Raw genomic sequence first — 20,052 nt, forward strand, 5'->3', positions numbered from 1 at the left:
CATCACAAGATGGGTGAAAAAATGAAAAAAGGCCTATCCCGCTCAGCCCTCGAGCAATTCATCCGCTGCCCTCGCTGCTTTTATCAGCAGCGCAAACTTGGCTTGAAGCAGCCATCGATGGTGCCGCTGACACTGGCGGTTGCAACCGACGCCCTACTCAAGAACGAGTTCGATGCAATTCGTGGGCAGGATGTCATCCATGCTGTCTGGCAGGAGCATGGGCTTAACGTCCGGGCTTTCGAGCACCCTGACATCGATCTGTGGCGCGACAACTTCAAGGGACAGCGCATCTCTCATCCGTCCGGAGTAGAGGTTTATGGTGCGGTCGATGACGTCTGGGAGAACCTGGAGACCGGCGAGCTGCACATCGTTGATTACAAGAGCACCTCCAAACAGGGCGAGCCCTCCATCGATGTAGGCTGGGGAGAAGGCTACAAACGGCAGATGGAAATCTACCAGTGGCTGTTCAGGCAAGCGGGCCACAAAGTCAGCAACACGGGATACTTCCTCTACGTCAACGGGAGTAAGCAGGGCGGCTTCTACAGAGAAGGCACTCACGGCGTTATGAACTTCGCCACTACCCTCATCGCCTATGATGGCAATGACAACTGGGTGGATGCGAAGGTCGTTGAAGCGATGGAATGCTATAATGCTGACGACACCCCTCCAAAGGGCGATGAATGCGACAATTGTAGGTATTTTGAAGAACGCCTTGCCTTGGGTTAAGGGCTTAGCGAAGAAGGACGTACTGGAGGTGATATGCAGAATCTGAAAGCATTCATCATAAGCCTTGTAAGGGCACGTCTTCTTATATTTTTGGTTCTGATAATTGGCCTTGTTGTAACTACGGCGGCCTATTTTTTTATGGGGCGCACGCCTCAAACCTCCATCCCAGAAACAACTTTTGAACCTTCAACTGAAGTCGCCAAGCCTCAAGCTATCGATGACCTCCCAGAACCGGCACCCGATGCAGAGCCAGCGCAAGTTGTAGAAACCGCACCAAAACCCGCATATGTTGCGCGTCCGTCGTTTGATTGCTCTAAAGCTCGCCTCAAATCCGAACGCCTGATCTGCGAGAGCGATTACCTCGCCAACCTAGATCTCACGCTCGATAGAACTTACAACGAAGTCGTTGCTGATAGTTCTGCTGAAATAGCCCAAGCACTCAGGTCATCGCAGCTTGCATGGATGCGGGAACGCAACCGTTGTGAAGATGAATTTTGCGTCCAGTCAAAATATCTTGATCGCATCAGCTATTTGCGTAGCCGAACAAAAGCGGAGCCTGAACCGGAGGCGCGCGAAATGGTTTTTGTTGAACCAAAAGCTCCGAGGCCAAAAAACTCGCCGTCAAGCTGGATCCAGGCGCGCGACTACCCAATAAGGGCACTGCGAAGGGAACTTGAAGGAACGGTTCGCTTCCAACTCGAGATAGACCGCGAGGGTAGAGTCTATCAATGCCGAGTAACTTCGACCAGCGGAAGCCCGGAACTAGATCGGGCTGCTTGTGAGGCACTTAAGAGTCGGGCCGAATTCTACCCGGCTGAGGATTCTGTAGGTCAACCAGTAGCTGGTACTTATTCCAGTCAGATAAGCTTTAATTTAGACTGACCATCTCGAGGCTTCGTTGACGCTCGAGTTCAATGGAATTCGAAAAATCGTAGTTGCTCAATTTGACCAGAAATGCTATTCACACAGTGCATCAAGAGTAGGACATGAAGTCCTCGCCAACCTGCCCAGCCCGGGCAAGGTGGTCACCCGAAAAGGGGATGTGGCCGGGCGGCAACCACTAGGGCTTATCCGGCAATATCCGTTTCGCGTGAGCTTTCGATGCAATGCATTGGAGCACACATGGTAAAGAAATACGACATTCACGGCACGCTCTACCACGAGCCGCCTTACACGGAAGAGGAGATCCTCGAGGGCGCGCGCCGCTCTAACGGAGGGGTGGTGGCTTTTAGTAGCCTGCGACATCCACGCAAACCTGTTCCCGCCATCAACAAAGATAACGATAAGGAGCCGACCCGTGGTTAAAGTATATACAAAGGACGGGTCCGCCTTTCATGAGCCGCCTTATACTGAACAGGAGCATTTGGACCTTCAGCGTTGGATGAATGGCGGTGTAGTTAGATTCAGCAGTCTACAGCATCCCCGGCAACCCAAAAAAACCAAAGAAAGTGAGGCCTGAGATGAAGGTTCACGATCTCTATCGCGCTGAACTCGGTCACCAGAGAATGCCGCAGTACTACAGCGGAGGCACCATTCCGAAGTGTGACATCAAACCTGATGCGATGAATGACCTGATAGCCGCCCGTCTAGCGCGGCTTCAGGCTTGTGACCCATGGAGCTCGGAGAAGGCATACCATCGAGAGAGCCTCGAAAGACTATGCGAAGCACATGGCTATCTAGGTTTCTGGGTCGACCCCCGAGACTATCTTGTCCACCGCGTAGGGCAGTCGTTTCTCTACGATGTGCCCATCGACAAGCGGGGCAATCTAGCGCCCTTTGCCGGCAAGCGCGTACGCGTGGCCTGCCTTCATAGTGGTGCATTCAGACGGCATGTCCGCATTGGTGCGGTGGGAGAAGCCCAAACCAGAAAGACCCAGCGCGCAAAGAAGGCCGATAAGCCGAAGAACTTAAGGCCGCCGCGACCCCGACTTTTGGGGCAGGATGAATTGGTCAGTACGCCGCACCTTCTCGCCCGCTTCACTGGCGTTTGGACCCGCATGGGTCATCGCTATGCTCACGGTCTCAGGTTGCAAGCCGCTGTCTGGTATGCGCGGCGTTTCAGAGAATGGACAGGGTCTTGGCCGCAGGGCACGCACGAGTTCATCATCAAGTATGGCCCCACGGACGAGTTTGAGATCCGCGCACCGTGCGGCGGCAAGGAGGGATACTGCGAGATCAGGCTACACTTTGAGGCTCGACCCGCCGGCGCGGCATTCGTCGAGGGCGATGCAGAGGCCGGTTTTAACTGGTTTGCAATGCCTATTGATGATTTACTGGAGGGTATGAATTAAACCCTCACTTCACTCCTGCCTAATATCTAGCTCAAGGCTTCCAACTAAACTCGAGTGTTTCGGCATCAGTAGGGAAGCCTTTGGCAAGATAGGTTACCTCAATAGTTTCCCCCGGCGCGATTACCTTTTCGTATGGTACAATATCCTGAGAAAAAATGATCTTTTGTCGCTTGTCCAACATGACAAGCAGGATTGTGGGGACCTCTCGAACGGTCGAGTCATTGTTTGTAATAAATCCAATGCCGGATAAAAGCTCTGAGCTGGTACCGGGAATGGTTCGTAAGTCCTGCTTGTCAATGTCGAAGTCCAGTTCGAGCCCCTGTATATCAGGTGCCATATACGCTGGCTCAGGAGCGTTTTTCGGCTGACCATAGGTGTTAGCGCAGGCGGAAATGGCGATGCACATAGGCAGCCCAAATATCATAGAACGGAGACGAGCCATTCAATTCCCCCTCGAAATTTACAATAATACATTCTACAAAGATCATCTTCATTTCAAGACCCTTGTTTGACAACTGAAGGTGGGTCATCTTGCCTATATGGCTGGCAGGAAAAACATCCTCGTACTAACTGGTGCGGGCATCTCCGCTGAAAGCGGACTTGCTACCTTCAGGGGCGAAGGTGGTTTATGGGAAGGCCACCGCATTGAGGATGTCTGTACGCCTGATGCTTTGAGCAAGAACAGGAAACTGGTGCATCGCTTTTACGACGAGCGCAGGTCAGACCTAAGGCTCGCAAAGCCAAACGCTGCCCATGCGGCGCTGGCCAAGCTGGAGAGGCATTGGAAAAGCCAGAAGAAGGGTGACTTTCTTCTCGTCACACAGAACGTCGATGACTTGCACGAGCGTGCCGGTTCCCACAATCTGATCCATATGCACGGAGAATTGAAGTCGGCACTGTGCGAAGATTGCGGGGGTCGCACGCCTTGGCAATTACCGATGGGTGAGTTTGAGCGCTGCGGCTTCTGCAAGCGAGGTTATTTGCGTCCTGATATCGTGTTCTTCGGTGAGATGCCTTACCAGATGGAGCGTATCCATGAGGCTTTGATGGCATGTGATTTGTTTCTGGCCGTGGGCACATCAGGCGCTGTCTACCCCGCGTCTCAGTTTGTGATGTTTGCCAAGGATGCCGGGGCTGTGGCCCATCAGTTCAACACCGAACTAGCGGACGGCAGTCATCGCTTCGACACGTGCCATGTCGGCGAGGCAGGAGAGATGCTACCTAAATTCGTAGATGAGTTAATCGGAGAACAGCCCGTCGGGTGGAACCTGACACCAGAGCAGAAGGCCGCCTTCATCAAGGAGATCGAGGAATGCGGGGCGCACACGACTTTTTACTGTAGCGGTATGGTAGAGTACATGACCAACGCCGGCCTTGATGCAGAAGAGTTGTCTGATGGTTCGATGCGTCTATACGACCAAATAATAAAGCCCACGCAACCTGAATGGGGTGAGCCGGGCATCTACGCGCCCAATGTTTTAAGTGCAGCCATCGATGCGCATGGTTTGGAGATCACGACAGGAATGCTCGGCCGCGGGTTTGGGCATCGGGACCGACTGGAAAAGCTTAAAGAAGTTTGGAATGATCGCCGGACATGAGGTGCACTGATCTGAGCGAGCATTGGACACTATGCGATGACGGCGGAGAATTAGAAAGAGCCCGTGAGCCCTTTAATTGAGCCTCATTTTTCCAAGATCGGGGACAATCCGTACAGGGCAAAGGCTATTTTCCCACAACAATGATGGGAAGTATGCCGATTGCCTTAATGGAAGTTCGCGCGCGTTGTGGTATAACGGCAAATGCCTCAAGCCTGCAGCGTCGAGCATGCGTGCCAGAAGCACTCTTTTTCCGGAGACATACTTCCTGTCGGCAAGATATGCTTGGAAATCGCAGTATGGTCTGGGGTGGGATACCAATTCAGCAATAGCGGCCGATCTTAGAGGACAGCTAAGACCCGCTCCACCAATTCTCCTTACAGCATTGGCGTTTGCCAACATCTCCTCGTGGACTGATGCATATCCGCAGTTGAAATAAGAGGGGTACAAAGGCGCTCCACCGGCCGCGAGAAGAGGATATTGCAATCTTGTGCAAGCAACCTCGACCGTGTGGTGAAAAAGTTCGTGATCCAGTAAAAGATAGTAAGCGACATGCTCCAATTTCTTGGTCGAAACCGTACCCTGTGCTCGTCTAACAAGCCGAGAAGCGAGTTCAAAAAGGCCCGACTCCCTAATGTAGATACCCCACGCATCAGCTCGGTAGAAATGAAACGGCGCATACCAGGCCCAAGCATCAAGACTGTTGGGTGGTGGCATCGTTTGTGGCCCGGCTGCTGCATCCTCGAGATCTTCTCTGGGAAACGTGATAATATCTCCAGGCCCGACCTCGATGCTATCATCGGGTATTTCCGGAAGCGTGATCAGTGGGGGATCGTGAGATATTTTTTTGCCCGCCGGAAGAGGCGGAGCTGGCTGTATCGAGAATGGACCACGGCTAAGTATATCCTGTACGATATGATGATCGGCCGACATTCATCTATCTCCTGACTTTCTTACGGCTCTCCAGAGCATTGCTTCTCACGTCTAGCACGATAACGTAGCGTGAAAGACCAAGCTTCGACAACCAGCCTTGGCCGGCTATTTACTCCCGTTGATCCGCGTGTCTGCTGCACGAAATTTTTGGGCCGGCCTTAAAAGCTCTGACCCTTGGCTATCAGCCCTGGACCTCGACAGCCCACTGCTGCCTTTGTTTGAGCAGGTCTATGTGTTCCTCGATAAACACGGAAGTCTCCGGATCTGCTTCCTTGAGCTTGTTCCCGGCTTCCGCGAGAGCCCCCGCGATTGTCGTCCACGGAACATCGTCCTGCGCCGCGACCAGCCTCCCTGCGATTTCCAGCTCCTGATCACGCCGGTCCGTATCTGTCATCAGAGCGGGAGCCTCGCTGTAGGCAAGCCTGCGGGCCAGTGCTTTCAGCCGTTCGTCTTCGAACCGGGATAGAATCGAGATGCGTTCGGGCCAGTCGGCCTGGTGAAAACGTTCCATGAGTTGATTGTCGTTCCAGGAAGGAAACCCGTCATAAATCCGCTGCTCGATGTATTCTGCAGCCGGGAAGGGTTCGCGCTTCTCGAGAGTTGTCGCGACAAGCCGTTCACGCAGCGCCTTATCTGCTGAAATAAGGCCAGCTCTCTCCTCGACTTCCTCCGGCTCGGGCCAGCCTGACCGGATGTCTTCAGGGGCGTCTGCAAGCTCGTTCAGAACGGGAGCCGTATTGGCCCGGATACTGCGAACGGGCCTGGGGCTTTTGTCCAGCCTCTTGCCAAGCTGCTCGTCGTCAAGCTGTGCGAGTTCTGCCGGATCTACCGAAAGATCGAAAACCAGTACCTCCGACCCGTTATCGGGGTTTGTACCTATTGGCGACACAGGGCGGGAGTAGCTCTGTCCGTAGTGGAAGTCCGTCACACAATAGGCTGCTTCATTCAGCGCAAAATCGAGAGCGCTGGGCTTGTGGGCAAGGCGAACGAAATTCTGCCATAGTGCCGGAGCCCGCTCTGCGACGAGCCGGCACATGTGGATCGTAGCCTCGACGTCAGCCATCGCATCGTGTGCATTCTCGTGCGCGAACCCGTTGAGCGGAGCAAGCTGGTCGAGTTTGAACACCTTCCTGCCGTTGCTTCCGACCGGAATTTCAACTGCATCCGGAGCAAAAACAGAAGCTGCCCGCAGCATTTTCAGGCTGTCGGACCGCCCGTTGCCATTTGTGTTTGTCAGGTACGGACTGTGCAGTGTCTTGTACAACGCCTGTCGCAGCAGATGTTCGTCAAAACCGAGCGAATTGTGTCCGATGAAGATGGACGGTGACCAGCTCCCGAGTTTGGCCCTGATCTCGCATACCATCTCGTAGTGCGAGGGCAGTGAAGGGTCGGTCAGCTGCTTGGCACTGACTCCTGTAACCAGCATGGCGCCGGGAGACGGCACGATTTCGGGTAGAAGACGGCAGCGTATTTCGAAACGGTCGATCTCGTTAAGGTCGGCGTCTGTTCGAATAGCGCCAAACTGCAGGATCTGGTCGAACGCAGTATCGATCCCGGTAGTCTCTGTATCGTAAAAGACAAAGCTCAACTGAGAATTCCCATCCGCCATCCTAGGATAGTGTGCTCCGGAAGGGACATATTAACCCAAGCCGCAACTAGGCTGCGACGCTTGCGTCGAGGCCTGCGCGCTCGACACATTTCTCGATAAAACCGTCTATCCGGTCCGGAGACATCGCCTCGAATACAATCCCGCCACCCATCATGTTCAGCGTTTTCATGAATTCGCGAAAATTGTCTTCGCTGGCAAGAATGTCGGGGTGTTCGTCCATTCCCCTGAAGACACCTGCCGCCAGTTTGCGCCGCCCCATGAGCCAGATCCGTTCAACAAGTTGGGATCTGATGTCTGCCGTCTTCAGCAACATTTCCAGAGCCTTGTCAGGGTTCTCCGGCATGCAGTGCTGCGCGATGAAGCCGTTCCACCAGAGACGCGACAGTGCATGATCGTCGCGGATACCGGTCTGGGTCGGGGCAAAGAAGTGTATACGTATATTCTGTTCGGCTTTATCTGCAGGTTGACCGGTCAGCCAGCGGTCGCGGCTGTATTTGAAGGCTTCGACATGCGAGAGCCTGACCCAGATCTGTTCCTCGTTGGCCAGCGAGGGCGTCAGATTTCCCAGTGCTTTCATTATAATACGGGAATTCTTGAGATCGCTGGTAGCGCTACGCTCGCTTCCGTCGAGCTGGGCCAGAGCATCAAGATCGATTTCGACATCTCTTTCGATTGCCCATCCCGGATCGTTGGCGAATTCGTCAAACCCTTCACCCTGATAGCGGCCGATATTGGAAGGGATGTCGGAGCGAAGGTTTTCGAGCAGGTTTGCCGAAACGTGTTTCAGTTTACTCATCAGAACAGATCTTCCTTGACCGTGTCAATTTTCAGGAACGGAGAGTTAAGCAGTTGTTGTGCGGCCTCGAGCGGGACACATGTTTCGGGATTTATCCCTGCTGCATCACACTTGGCCGTAAAGATGCGGAACCATGGCTGGTTGGCAAGTTGTCCATCACCATCACCGAGCTGTCTGAGTACTTCGCTTATGGCCGGCAAGTAGATGGAGTTGAGAATGACAGAGCGACCTGCCTCTCCAACCCCTCGCATCTCTTCAATTGATGCCTTGGTTTCCTTGCACGCATATATGGTGATCTTGGCTTCTCCGGTATCAACCTTGAACTGACCCGGTGGAACCTCGTCGGATTCGGCGAGCGCGAATATGGTTTCGAACGGTTTGAGCTGGTCGCGGTCGACCGAAAATCTCTGCTCCTCACCGACCGCGAGAATACTTGCCTCGGGCAGATCGACTCCGTGCCCGTATTCCTCATGGAGCAAACTGGACGTCCAGCCTTTTCGCGACTCTTTTGACCAAACCACCGGCTGCAGCATAACAGTGCCGAAGAAATTCTGCGCCTTGTAGTCGAGCGTAGCTTTCCCCGGCGCCATCTCGATCTGGCTGTTATAATAAGTTCTCGGGCATATCAGAAAAAAGCCCGTGCCGGCCGCTCCTTCATCTACGAGTCGCTCGAGGTCGGCACAGTTCAGCTTCAGTTCGACCTGGAGGATGACGGTCTCGTCATCGAGCAGGACCTCGAAAGAGCAATCGAACAATGCGTCATTGTAGTCATCCGAGTACGGAGCGAGAACCGGATGGGCGAACAGCATGTCATTACTGAGCTTCATTCTTGTTCTCCTCCTGCCAGCTTATGATCTCGATGGGCCCCGTATACGCTGCGTCGAATTCCACCTCGACTTCCATCCGTTTGCCTGCTTCGCAAACGACAGAAGGCTGCCCGTCCTTGACTGAAAGGGGCTCCGACCGGTTGAGACCCAGGGCCTCGAACTGCAATAGAGCCGGGCCAGACTTCTCAGGTGTGAATTTTATGATCCGCTTGGCGAGATTGCTGCTGTCAGGGATCAGGGTGCGGGGATTGAGAAGTGGCATCGCCACCCTGACCGAACGCTTACCGCTTCCACCTGTCCCATCACCTTCACCGGCACCGGTGCCGCCTCTTCCTCCGGTCTCTTCGTTTTCACCTTCCTGGCTGCCACCTCCTCTATCACCGGATTGGTTAGACGCAGGCGGCTTGGTCTTGCGCGCCTTCTTGACCCTTACCTGTTTCTTTACCTTGAAAGAATAAGGGTCGCGGTCGCCCTTCTCGTCAGGTTCGGCCTTCTCCTCGTTGGCAAAGAATTCGCTGAGCTCGTCGAGATCGGTTTCCGCTCCTGCCTCGCTTTTTGCCTTCGACCGTATCTGTTCGCGAACTGCTTTCGCGAGCGCCCTGCCTGCTGTGCGGGCTGCCTCACGATCATCGGGATTCGTCAGCCGGTCCGGAGAGAGCTGGTCATGTCGCGGGTTCTCGAGGCTCTTGAGCCAGACGCTCTCTTTCTCCCCCGCCGGTTCAACGATCGCGGCAAACTCTCGGAACATCGGAAAGCGTTGCAGCTTGTCTCCGAAACTTCCGAGACTGTCTGTAATGAACATGCCGTTGCGGATGAATGCTATACGCCGCGGCAGGCCGGCCTTAACACCGAGCCGGATCTTGAACTTTCCTGCCCCCGCAACATCGAAATCGAGACTGTAGATGTCTTCGCCTTCGCGAAGGCAATCATACAGGTTGCGTGCGAAATCGAAGTCTTCCTTGTTACCGGTTCTTTCGGCTGCCCGCTGGATCCTCGGCTCGTCGAACTTGTAAAGGAGGGTTCTCGCATTGATGGTTTCCGAACCGACTTCGAATTCCATGTCTTCGCGGTGGATAGCGGCAAAGAAGTTCATCAGAATGGAGGCTATGAGCTCTGCCTCCCAGTCGTTAGCGTCGCGCATGGCAATAGAGAAAATCGATGTTCCGACTTCATCCCGACGCATCCAGCCAGGCACGTCAGCTGGATCTCCTATCGGTTGGAAGCCCTGAGGGTCGCCCCAATAGCCGATGCTTCGATGAGCCGTGCCGTCACCGGCGACAAAAGAGCGGAACCTCGTCTTTCCCTGGCACAGGAATCTTGATGATCCGTTTTCAGTATAGACTGTCGAATAGAATGCAGTCTGCAGATCGGAAGCTGCATAAACAGCATTCTTGCCGATCCCGAACGAGCCGCCGGAAGTTTCCATATCCTTGGCACTGACGCCGGTGGCTTTGACAAGTGCGTGAAAGGGCGTGCCGTCAGTGCACGGCCCTCTCAACCCGTGCGTGTTATAGTCCGATATTTCCAGAACCGCGATAGTATCCTTTTCGAGTACCCGACGGGCCTGGCGGAAAAAGCTGAGCTCTTTCGTATCGGAGGACCTTTTGGCGAGGTCGAGGCAGGTTTTCACAGCCGCCCTATAGCTCTCGATATCGGGAAACTCGGAGGTTGGCACGTCGATCTTCCGGAATGCCATCCTCACGGGCTTCGAAGTATCCGCTCGCACGTCCCGCGTGTTTTGTCCGGTCTCGCGTGCAACCGAGGAGTACGGGCTGTCGCGAAAGGTTTCGATGCCGGGGTCGTTCAGCCCTTCGGCCTCACCCGCCTCATTCTTCAAAAATACCAATCTCGGGTTCATTAAGTCGTGCCTCTGCTGGTTTTGTTAGAGCCGGAACTCGTTCTGGCTTGCTTCTGACGTACGATCGAATCTCGTTCTTGCGCCCTCGAGTGCCTTCTGAAGGGCACCGAATATCTTCCGGAGATCTTTTTCGTCGAAATCATACGCACTTCTGTTCGACAGATTGCCGATCAGCTGGATGTCTTTGAGCGCCTTGTTGACCCTGGATTCTGCCAATCTGACGAACTTTTCACGCTTACTCATAATATTCTACTTTTGTTATGAGGGGTGCCTGCAAGAAGGGAACAGACACCCCTTTGTTATGGTTGAACGCAATATATAAATATATATTGCCTTCAACCGCTCTTGGACCACTTAAATAATACACATATTACAAATGTTGTCAACATACGTCATATATGATGAGCAAGAGGTGCTAATTTCGATATTATTTTCGGAAATTTTGCAGCGTTTTGAGCAGGCAATGTCACAGAATGATCAAAGAGCGTGGTCGTGAGATCGCATTGGCTGGAAACGCATTTAATGTGTTCTCATTGAAATGAGTCGCTGGCACTCTGGTAAGATATAGCGGTTAGGGCAGTCCGAGCTCTCTGCGACAACTTTGCTTGGTACTGATCATAGACTTGCAGAGGCCGTCATTGCACTCTCCGAAGTCGAACGCCCGTCTCGTGGAGTTCGCTATCGACGGTTTGCCTGTTCTGAGCCGCTATTATCTGTCTACTTGTCGTTCTCACCGGCTCGGTCCATGCTTGCAGCTCCGGCTCCGTGAGCTCCGTCAGGATGCGATCGCAGGAATCGAGTAGAGCGCTGGAAGCCACGACTGGTCTGCAAGCTTCCCACGGCTGGCATAGGCAGTCACAACCTCGGGTACCGACACAAACTGACACTCGACCGGCGGAAATCCGCTGGCTGGCGAACCATCTGGCAGAAAGAACCTGATGGCCTTGTAAGGATTGCGACAGGTAGTTTCTGCAGGAAAGATGAATGCGTTTGTGATCCGGTCTTTCGCGACCCGTCCGGTGCTTTCCACTGCCCTCTGGTATATTATCTGCTTCGAGATATCCTGTACGCCGGGTACGAAGGTTGATGAATCAGCGCGATAATATTTCGCGTCCAGAATCACGATCCGATCGCCTTTGCGTACAACGATATCCAGCTCCATGCGGCCCGCTTCGTCGCCGTGACCCCATGCATTCATGTAAACAGGTCCTGGAAGATAACTGTTCCAGTGAGCCTCCACCCCGTCGAGCGTGTCGCGGAGCATTGTCTCCCACATTGTCGAGAAATCCGATACGCCGCAGACAACCCTTCCGTCGCCGGTTTCCATGGAGCCTTCAAGGTAATCAAGCAGCATGCGGACAAGGTTCACTGCCCTCGACTGGAAGAGCTCACGTCGGGCGAGGCGGAGCAACCGGGGCCAGATCTTTCTCGGCCAGACGGTGTCCGGCGCTGCCCGGGGAACCTCGCGGGCGCCGAAATAATGCCCGACCCACCAGCCATGAAGTTCGTTGATCTCGCTGATCACTGCTGCCTGGATTCGCGCTACCACATTCGTAGCAAATGACGAGTAGCGCGAAGTCGCGATGTCGAAATAGACAGGCGCCCCGTTGGAGGCCGGGAAAGCGGCCCCTGATTTTACGGTCCGAGCCCAATCGGGCTTGCCATCGCGTCGGCCCCGTATCTTTTCCCTTGTCGAATAGAGCCCGAAGTCTCTGAAATCCATGGCGAGTTCGGCGAGAAGTGCTGTCTGTGTTGTACTTTCGTTATCGCCCCCCTCTCCAGCGCGTGCATGTTCGCGGGCGAACCGCACAATCGCTTTCATAAGGTCCCTCGCAAAGGCTTCCCTTTCCGGCGCTCCGGCAGGTGATCCGTGCGGGAGAAACACAACCGCACTTTCTGCATCGGCTCGTGCAACACCCACCCACGCAACGGTTTTCTGGCCGTTTTCCATCATCGAGGTGGATGCCTTTTGGAGGTTAGACGCGACCTCGGGATGCCTGCTGGCAAGCTTCGTTTTCGGATAACGGTCCGGAAGAAACAGGATCGTCAAGGCGTCGGTTCATCCCCGCTTACGTCCGCCTCTCCCGCGCCGTCCGCGATAGTTTCGAGGAACTTGTCGGAGAAGATCTGTTTGCCCGCTATCTCTCTTTCATGCAGCTTCCCGTAGGTCTTTATGTCTTCGTCGAAAAGGTCGACCCGGCCCTGATGCCGGAGCAGATCGTCCCACAGGTAGATAAGCAGCTTGCCAGGTATTCTTTCGTTCTTGAGGTCATACTTGTCGACGAACCTTGGCCCAACGAGGCGGTCTTCCCCGATCTCCAGCTTCGTTGACAGATAGTTGTTCAGTGCCTCGATAAACGTCCTCCAGCTGATTGATCTGGTGCCGGAAGGAGTTGCAATCTTTACCGGTGCATCTGGTGCTTTCGCATAGTCGATAGGGAGATAATACTGCCGCCACCGCCTGCGGAATGCAGTGTCGAGAGGATAAACGCCCTGATCAGCCGAATTCATAGTAGCCAGAATCCAGAGATTTGAGGGTAGTGATAGCCGGTCGCGCGCCTCGCCGGTTTCTGCTTCGTACCAGTCGGCAAATTCGGGCGAAGGGAAGTCCACCTTGTAACGTCCGGTGCCGTCGGGCTTTCGGTCAAGCAGCTGGAAGAGCTCGCCGAAGACGGCCGCTGCGACCGCGCGGTTGAGCTCCTCGATGACAAGGTAGACCTTTTCGCCCCGGTTTTTCCATGCATGCGCCACTGCTCGCGCAAACGGTCCGGGGCGGAAGGTATAAGTGGGATTGCCACTTTCATCGACCCCCGGCTTCAGGGTTCCTGCAAAGTCGCTATTCTGCATGTCAGGATGGAAGACGGTAGCAAAGGAAGGACTGTTCCCGACCTTTTCCCATACGTCGTGGCTTTTACCGGTACCGGGTGCGCCGTAGAAAAGGATGTTGTCGCCGCCGGTCTCGCGCGCACCGGCTGAAGGCCTAGGTGCCGGAGTTGCAGACATGCCTGACAGCGCTTCTGAACTTGAAGACGCCTTACGCAATTTCGAAAGCGCCTCATCATAGTCTGCCTTGGTCAGGGCGGAATCCCAGGCGTTGCGGTTAAACGTCCCGGTGTGACCCGCCGCAAAGGCAATCGAGTTGATTAGATGGAGGAAGCCGCGACGCTGCACTTCGGCAAGATCCTTGTGTGAGCCTGCAGAAAAATGAGCCTTGGAAAAGTCCCGAAGCGTGTCGTCGGGATTCGCACTGTTCACATTAAGCCGTGCTTGAGACCACTCTGTCCAGTTATCGACGATGTCCTGAAACGCATTTGCGACATCGTGATTGGAAAGTTTGAACGACTTGCCGGAAGTGGTCTTAATGCCCCAAGCCGTCTCGTAGCTCTCTGTGGTCAGACCATAATTGTCATCTTCGAAGCTACCTGCTGCCTTTTTGAAGAATTCTACGGTCTGTTGAATATCTTGCGGATCCAATCTCTCTTCCTTTCAGGAGCTTGAGCTCGCGAACTTAAGCGGCAGCGATCCTCGGATCTCGCGACATTTGAGTCAAGTATGCGTCCGAGGTCAACCTCAGGCCGGATCCGTTCTGATCTCCGAGACCGGCGCATCCGACGTGATCGCATTTTTGATCTCTTCGATCAGTTTGTGCGGATCGAGCCGCTTCGATTTGGAGATTGCGCATTCCCACAAAATGACAATCTTCCAGCCCGATGCAGCGAGTGCGGCCTGATTTCTGGTGTATCTGCTCCGATTAGTTTCGATTTTCTCTGACCAGAAGTCCGGACGGCTTTTTGGTATCCGGAAGAGGTGGCAGTCTTCGTGTCCATGCCAGTAGCAGCCGTTGATGAAAACAGCTGTCCGGTATTTAGGCAGGACAATGTCAGGGCGACCGGGCAGGTCTTTTCGGTGAAGCCGGAAGCGGAAACCCTGACTGTGGAGCAGTTTCCGCACGACAATTTCGGGTTTCGTATCCTTTCCCCGGATGCCGGACATCATCCGGCTCCTTGTCTCCCTGTCGACAATGTCAACCAAGAGTCTTTCTCAGCCTCCCAGACTGCCGCCTGCCCATTCCTTCATGCGTTGGGCGAGGCTGGCAATCACAGGCACCGAAACCGAATTTCCGAACTGGCGGTATGCCTGGGAAGATGAAACGGCATCGACCACGAACTCCTCCGGAAAGCCCTGGATGCGGGCGCATTCACGCGGCGTCAGTTTACGCGGGTTTCTTCCGATGTCGGTCTGGTCAATCAGGACCTCGCTTCCGTCCTTGTAATATCGTGCACTGATAGTGTTGCAGTACGGGCTCTCGCGATTGAATACGGAAAAGCCGAAGCCGTTGCCTTTCCTGGCATGCTCCACGCGCCGGCGGATATGACCCTGCAGCAACCTGTCAGATATGGTGTAGTTTTCGGGCACAGACCTGTTGTCTTCAAGGACCTCGCCGAGCAGGGGGGCTTCGGTCCGGCCGGGCAGGTCATCGAAGAAACCATCCATCGAGATATCGGGGAAGCGGCTGCGCGAGAAACCGATAATATAGATCCGCTCACGCTTCTGCGGCACGCCGAAGTCGGTGGCGGTCAGGACAGCATATGAGGTTTCGTAATCGAGCGGGATGCCGAGACTTGCGCGTGCGTCGGCCGACATAGGAACGCTTTCCGGAATGTCCGTGCAGGTGTTGCCATTGAGAATGTCGAGAATTGTGGAGAGGGTGTTACCACCGTCATGCCCTCTCAGCTGCTTGACGTTCTCAAGTAGAAATGCGGCAGGGCGCTTTTCGGCAAGAATGCGCTGGATCTCGAAGAACATGGTTCCGCGCGTATCCTGAAAGCCTTTCCGAAGACCTGCCCGAGAGAATGCCTGACAGGGAAAGCCTGCCAGCAACACGTCATGATCGGGGATCTGGGATGCAGGGATCTTTGTGATATCGCCATAGGGTACTTCAGCGAAGTTGGCGGCGTATGTCTTCTTTGAAAACTTGTCCCATTCGGAAGTGAATACACACTCGCCGCCAACCTGCTGGAAGCCCAGCCGGATTCCCCCGATTCCGGCAAAAAGGTCAATGAACCTGAACTCGCCTGTCTCGTCGCTGCTGAAAGGTGCATTATCAGGAAGCGACGCAATCTGCGCCTGTCTCGACGGAGCAGGGCTATGCTCGCCTAGTTCCCATCCGCGTACCGTCCGTTCGCCACTTTCATTAAGGCCCAGAAGATCCGAAAACTCCTTCTGTGAAAGGCCGAGCATCTGGCGCTTTTCGCGGACAAGCGTGCTGAATTCCATGAATGCGTTACCTCCGGTGAAGCCGGTTTGAATCGAATTCATCGCAGGGTCAACTACAGGATACGTGATTTCCCGTTCTTTTTTGTTTCGTGCAGAAATCTGGCCCTGATATAAGAACAGACGAGATGAAGAGAACGAGGCTTTCAGAGGAGCAGATTATCGGTTGCTGAAAGAAGCTGAGACGGGGGTCATGATCACCATTGTTAATTACTCTGTGTTTTTAATTATGGATTAAGATCGCGGCAATCGAGTGAATCTTGATAGAAGGCTGGGCAAAAATGGTGCACGAATGACCGAAGTAGGGGGCAGGCTTGGAGCTCGGTATACGGTCAAGGGCTATCTACGCAGTGTGGAACGTTGGTCTCTACTGGGCTTTAACGATTCAGGCAGATACCGAGTCGAGGATTACGCGCGAGGGTTGCCACGCAAATGGCGTTGCCAACTATACTGTGACGAATTTCTGCGCTTCTGTGATCCTTATGGATGGGACACCGCGCAGTCTGACGGAAAGAACGTGCTCGGACCAAGTAGGAAGCTAATCGCCTCACTGCCGTATGCCACGGTGAACAAGCATTTTGAGAGTGCCTCCGATAGCTCAACATCGGAATGGGAGGAGGGTTTGCTCACCTGTCATATCTGGGACCAGAAGATCCGGCGAGGCAAAGCAATCGTGGACGCAATGCCAAGCTCGGTATTTCTTTCATATCATGCGCTGCTGAGACTTTACGAAAGGACGGGTGGGTGCGCGTTTCAGGAATTTCCATCGTTAGTAGCCAAATGTTGGAGCGAGTTGCTCCGGAATTTGTTCAAGCTTGTCGTGCACAGTTTATGGCGGCGCGATGCTGCCTCTGGGACGATCGGTTTCGCCGTTCCACTTATGGGAGGGCTTGGAATATTCCAGATGCAGAAGGCCATGATTAACAGATTCAATCCCGCGCTTGGAATCAAGTTTCGGATTAATGGTCAGCAGATCACTGGTTTTGGAAAGGCCTCTTTTAATATTGTCGATTGGTTTGGCGCGGCGGTCGAGCAGGATCCGGAAGAGGAGGAAATCATTAACCTGCCAGTTGCAGTAATGAGGACTTTTCTCGGGTTCGAGGATCTATCCGACAGGCAGCGCGACACCTTGTTCCTTACAGAACAGTTCTTGAACTACGCCTCGGAGAACTCCTATTCTGTTCTGGAAGCTGCCAAATCTGGAAAGGACGCAACTGGCAGGCGGTTGATGAGTATGCCGGAAGAAAAACTTTCACTCGCGCTAGTTGGTCTGAAGGCGGATGTTCAGGAATCTCTGTCATGGATCAAAGGCAGTAGGGATGAATTGATAGTAATCTGTTGATCCCTGAACGCGGGCAATGTCCCATTTTTCAGTCCTGCTCTTCTAGTTATATGTCGATGACTCGGGTTTGTGCGAAAGGCTACTCTAGGACAGTCAAACGCCCGTCTTTCCGGACCCAGAGGGACGGATAAAGGTCCAAATCCGGTAGCGCCAATGCGAGATTGTCTCTGATTTCCTCGCTGACCTTTGGTCCAAAGTAGTTATCGGACTGACGGTTCCGACCCAGGTCTTCGGCCAATGCCCCTATCGACTTCCAGCGAATTCGCCTTCCATTCGAGTCTTTCGCGCCGCGACCATCTACAAGCTCGATGAGCTTCTCTTGAGCCTCATTTGAAAGACCTAGGGCGTATGCGGTAAAAAGGTAATCCTGACCAGCAAGGCAAGAGAGATCCAGTTCCTCAACGATATCAGGATTGGCTTCAGGCAAAATCTGGGGAACACCGTATGCCCAAATTGACTCAAGATCGAGCAACTCGGACCAGCTGTCTACGCCGATCGTATCAGATACAGCCTCAAGCCATGGGCTGGCCGCACCATTGAATGAAAGTATCAACGCTCTTCGAGCGCGCGTCATAGCGACATAAAGTTTGCAGCCTTGCCTGAAAGCCTCTTCCTCAGGCGCGCCACGAGCCGGGATCTGCCCTTCACTGCAGTTAACAATCAAGAGCTCATCGAATTCGTATCCCTTGGTCTGCTCCAGATCAGAAAATACTAGTCCGCTCTCAGCCGGATCATACAGCCCGCTTAACGCGGTCACCCCACACTGCTTTGCAAAATGCTGCACATCCCTCGCGGTAAATCCAGCGAATGCAATACAGATCGATCCAACACCCCGAGCCAGCCGCTCGTTAACATACTGTAGAGCATAGGCGATTTCTTCTTCGAGACTTTCTGCGCAAAGCGCCATTGGCGCCGAACCAGAGAAGTTTGCAAACTTCGGATCAAGCAATTCCAGACCCTCGTCCTCGAAAAGGTTCTCATCGAGATTGTTGATCAACAGAGCATAAGCTGCAGTGAGAATTTCTCTGCTGTTACGGTAGTTCTGATAAATTCTATCGCGGTTTCCGATCTTGATGCCAGCACTTGAAAGAGACCTGTGCTTTGGCAAAACAGTCTGAGCAATATCACCACATAGGAATAGGTCGTTAGAACCCGGCTTCACCAGTCTTCTGATGATCGAAAGCTCTGTTGTTCCAAAATCCTGAGCTTCGTCGATAAGTATATGAGAGTACGCAGGCTTCAACTTATCGATGTGTCGATGAAGTCGGTTCGTCAGAGCCAGATAATCCACTACTCCGACATCTCGCATTTTCTTTTCCCAGAGTTTCAGGCCTTCGAGGACTTCCTTTCTCCGATCCTCAACGATCGGAACCCGGCGTCCTGTTCGCTCAACGTTGAGATACTCGTCTCTTCGATCGACAGGCAGCGCGGAGCGGATCCAGTCGAACTCCTCTCGGAGATACTCCTCGGCATCTATATTTCTCGCTGAAAGTTGCCTGCGAAGGGTTTCGAGAACCCTTGCATCCTCATTATTCAGCCATCGACGAAAATACTCCCTGAAGACCTCATCAACATGCTCTGCAAGCTTCCATGTGCTTTCTTCAAGTGAACTCTCGAGTTCTGGATCGAACGAGACCAGGATGTCCTTGGCAAGGTCGAAGAAGGAGGAGACCTTGATGCGTGAAGCCAAGGCTTCGCTCGCCGATGCATCTACTAGCCTCTGCAGCAAGCCCGCTAGGCTACGGTTCAAGGTCAGGATCAGTACGCTGGATCGAGGGTCTTCTGCCAATCGCTCAGCTCTCCGAACAAGCACACAGGTCTTCCCGGATCCGGACACACCCGAAAGCTGAGACGAGCCGTCGTAGTCCCTCAGTACAATCTTTTCCTGCTCGGGATGGAGATACAGGAACCAGTCATGCCAGGGACTCTCGCGTTCAAGCACCGCCATATAGCGTTCGTACTCTGGCGAGCCGACACGGATTGAACGGATTTCATCACCATCCTTGATCGTGATTTCCTGATCGCTTGCCAGATGTTCTTCATCCACGATCTCGCCTTTTTCGTAGGCGATTCGTTTCGTCCAACCATCTTCATCACCCGTACAGATGAGCGAGAGGACGTCATAGACGAACGATCTCCTGCCATCTTCAGCTATTGCCGCTACCGCGGCTTCGATTTCAGGTCCCGTGGAGTACTTCGTCAAGTCGTCGATCTGCCGCAACGCCTTGATCGGCACGCCCTCCAATACAAAGTCTTCTTCACCGCCAAGGAGCTGCGTCAATCGCCGGTGACTGTCATGATCGGCCCATTTGGACGCGCCGCCCTGCCTGACAGGTCGGGCGCCCGGCACCTCTACAAGTGACCCTTTGCTGTCGTACGCGAACCTCTGCCCCCTGTTCTCGTCAAGAAACCGGTCGACTGCGTCATGATCGCCGACAAAGATAAAGCCACACGTGCGACCGTCCTGAACGGTGACCAGCCTCCAGCCAGACCCGAGGTCGTACTTTACGCATTTGGGGATCCGGTTCTCTCCGTGATTGGTCGTGGTAAGCCCGGCGAATGGATCCTTATCTTCAATTGAACCAATAACAGCGCTTACCTTCTGGGCTATCTTTCTTGATTGCCCACCAAGTTTTGCCTTTTTCAATGCTCTATCAAAACTCTTTACTCTGAAATACTTGATAGCCGACATCCGGTCCTCCTGACAGAATGATTTGCAGAGTTTCCGGGGATCCGCAACCAAGATCAGGATTACGCCGCCTTCTTGACGATTCTTTCTGATCTTTCTTGCCTAAGGCCAT

17 protein-coding genes, 1 pseudogene and 1 riboswitch are annotated in these 20,052 nt (G+C 53.8%); of the genes and pseudogenes, 6 read left to right on the forward strand and 12 right to left on the reverse strand.

Annotation, left to right across the window (positions count from 1 at the left end):
* Positions 1–9: 9 nt before the first annotated feature.
* The 4 genes from QQX03_RS11055 to QQX03_RS11070 all read left to right on the forward strand — a co-directional run bounded on the left by QQX03_RS11055 (position 10) and on the right by QQX03_RS11070 (position 3,017).
* Complete coding sequence (locus QQX03_RS11055; protein ID WP_285975771.1) at positions 10–726, forward strand: PD-(D/E)XK nuclease family protein; 717 nt, start codon at positions 10–12, stop codon at positions 724–726.
* Positions 727–759: 33 nt separating this feature from the next.
* On the forward strand, positions 760–1,608 hold the full coding sequence (locus QQX03_RS11060) for a TonB family protein (RefSeq protein WP_285975772.1): 849 nt from the start codon (positions 760–762) through the stop codon (positions 1,606–1,608).
* Positions 1,609–1,691: 83 nt separating this feature from the next.
* Positions 1,692–1,797, forward strand: a riboswitch (SAM-I-IV-variant riboswitch).
* A gap of 51 nt (positions 1,798–1,848) precedes the next feature.
* Complete coding sequence (locus QQX03_RS11065) at positions 1,849–2,031, forward strand: hypothetical protein (RefSeq protein WP_285975773.1); 183 nt, start codon at positions 1,849–1,851, stop codon at positions 2,029–2,031.
* Positions 2,032–2,186: 155 nt separating this feature from the next.
* Positions 2,187–3,017, forward strand: coding sequence for a hypothetical protein (locus tag QQX03_RS11070; protein WP_285975774.1), 831 nt, complete (start codon positions 2,187–2,189; stop codon positions 3,015–3,017).
* A 31-nt stretch (positions 3,018–3,048) separates the two neighbouring features.
* Here the strand turns inward: QQX03_RS11070 and QQX03_RS11075 are convergent, their stop codons facing one another.
* On the reverse strand, positions 3,049–3,459 hold the full coding sequence (locus tag QQX03_RS11075) for a hypothetical protein (RefSeq protein ID WP_285975775.1): 411 nt from the start codon (positions 3,457–3,459) through the stop codon (positions 3,049–3,051).
* A 97-nt stretch (positions 3,460–3,556) separates the two neighbouring features.
* On the opposite strand from QQX03_RS11075, the pseudogene QQX03_RS11080 reads away from it, so the two are divergent.
* Positions 3,557–4,264: pseudogene (locus QQX03_RS11080) on the forward strand (NAD-dependent deacylase); the annotation flags it as partial.
* Between the two features lie 423 nt (positions 4,265–4,687).
* Here the strand turns inward: QQX03_RS11080 and QQX03_RS11085 are convergent.
* The 10 genes from QQX03_RS11085 to dcm all read right to left on the reverse strand — a co-directional run bounded on the left by QQX03_RS11085 (position 4,688) and on the right by dcm (position 15,954).
* Positions 4,688–5,545: a hypothetical protein gene (locus QQX03_RS11085; RefSeq protein WP_285975776.1), complete on the reverse strand. Its 858-nt coding sequence runs from the start codon at positions 5,543–5,545 to the stop codon at positions 4,688–4,690.
* Positions 5,546–5,726: 181 nt separating this feature from the next.
* Complete coding sequence (locus tag QQX03_RS11090) at positions 5,727–7,133, reverse strand: exonuclease domain-containing protein (RefSeq protein ID WP_285975777.1); 1,407 nt, start codon at positions 7,131–7,133, stop codon at positions 5,727–5,729.
* Positions 7,134–7,200: 67 nt separating this feature from the next.
* Complete coding sequence (locus QQX03_RS11095; protein WP_285975778.1) at positions 7,201–7,950, reverse strand: DUF6339 family protein; 750 nt, start codon at positions 7,948–7,950, stop codon at positions 7,201–7,203.
* Complete coding sequence (locus QQX03_RS11100; RefSeq protein WP_285975779.1) at positions 7,950–8,777, reverse strand: hypothetical protein; 828 nt, start codon at positions 8,775–8,777, stop codon at positions 7,950–7,952. Before QQX03_RS11100 ends, QQX03_RS11095 begins: the two co-directional genes overlap by 1 nt.
* Complete coding sequence (locus QQX03_RS11105; RefSeq protein ID WP_285975780.1) at positions 8,764–10,635, reverse strand: hypothetical protein; 1,872 nt, start codon at positions 10,633–10,635, stop codon at positions 8,764–8,766. The genes QQX03_RS11100 and QQX03_RS11105 overlap by 14 nt, the downstream gene beginning before the upstream one ends.
* A 24-nt stretch (positions 10,636–10,659) precedes the next feature.
* On the reverse strand, positions 10,660–10,878 hold the full coding sequence (locus QQX03_RS11110) for a hypothetical protein (RefSeq protein WP_285975781.1): 219 nt from the start codon (positions 10,876–10,878) through the stop codon (positions 10,660–10,662).
* Positions 10,879–11,410: 532 nt separating this feature from the next.
* Positions 11,411–12,685, reverse strand: coding sequence for an LlaJI family restriction endonuclease (locus QQX03_RS11115; protein WP_285975782.1), 1,275 nt, complete (start codon positions 12,683–12,685; stop codon positions 11,411–11,413).
* The gene (locus QQX03_RS11120; RefSeq protein WP_285975783.1) at positions 12,682–14,109 is read right to left on the reverse strand and encodes an AAA family ATPase; all 1,428 of its coding nucleotides are present in this window, start codon (positions 14,107–14,109) and stop codon (positions 12,682–12,684) included. The genes QQX03_RS11115 and QQX03_RS11120 overlap by 4 nt, the downstream gene beginning before the upstream one ends.
* Before the next feature lie 96 nt (positions 14,110–14,205).
* Positions 14,206–14,667, reverse strand: coding sequence for a very short patch repair endonuclease (locus QQX03_RS11125; RefSeq protein ID WP_285975784.1), 462 nt, complete (start codon positions 14,665–14,667; stop codon positions 14,206–14,208).
* A gap of 9 nt (positions 14,668–14,676) precedes the next feature.
* Positions 14,677–15,954, reverse strand: a complete 1,278-nt coding sequence (dcm, locus tag QQX03_RS11130) for a DNA (cytosine-5-)-methyltransferase (protein WP_285975785.1) — start codon at positions 15,952–15,954, stop codon at positions 14,677–14,679.
* Between the two features lie 247 nt (positions 15,955–16,201).
* Here dcm and QQX03_RS11135 point away from each other — a divergent pair, with 247 nt between their 5' ends.
* Positions 16,202–17,251, forward strand: a complete 1,050-nt coding sequence (locus QQX03_RS11135; RefSeq protein WP_285975786.1) for a hypothetical protein — start codon at positions 16,202–16,204, stop codon at positions 17,249–17,251.
* A 79-nt stretch (positions 17,252–17,330) separates the two neighbouring features.
* Here the strand turns inward: QQX03_RS11135 and QQX03_RS11140 are convergent, their stop codons facing one another.
* On the reverse strand, positions 17,331–19,943 hold the full coding sequence (locus QQX03_RS11140) for a UvrD-helicase domain-containing protein (protein ID WP_285975787.1): 2,613 nt from the start codon (positions 19,941–19,943) through the stop codon (positions 17,331–17,333).
* Between the last annotated feature and the right edge of the window lie 109 nt (positions 19,944–20,052).

Source organism: Altererythrobacter rubellus (assembly GCF_030284385.1).
In the GTDB taxonomy this organism is placed as follows: Bacteria; Pseudomonadota; Alphaproteobacteria; order Sphingomonadales; family Sphingomonadaceae; genus Erythrobacter; species Erythrobacter rubellus.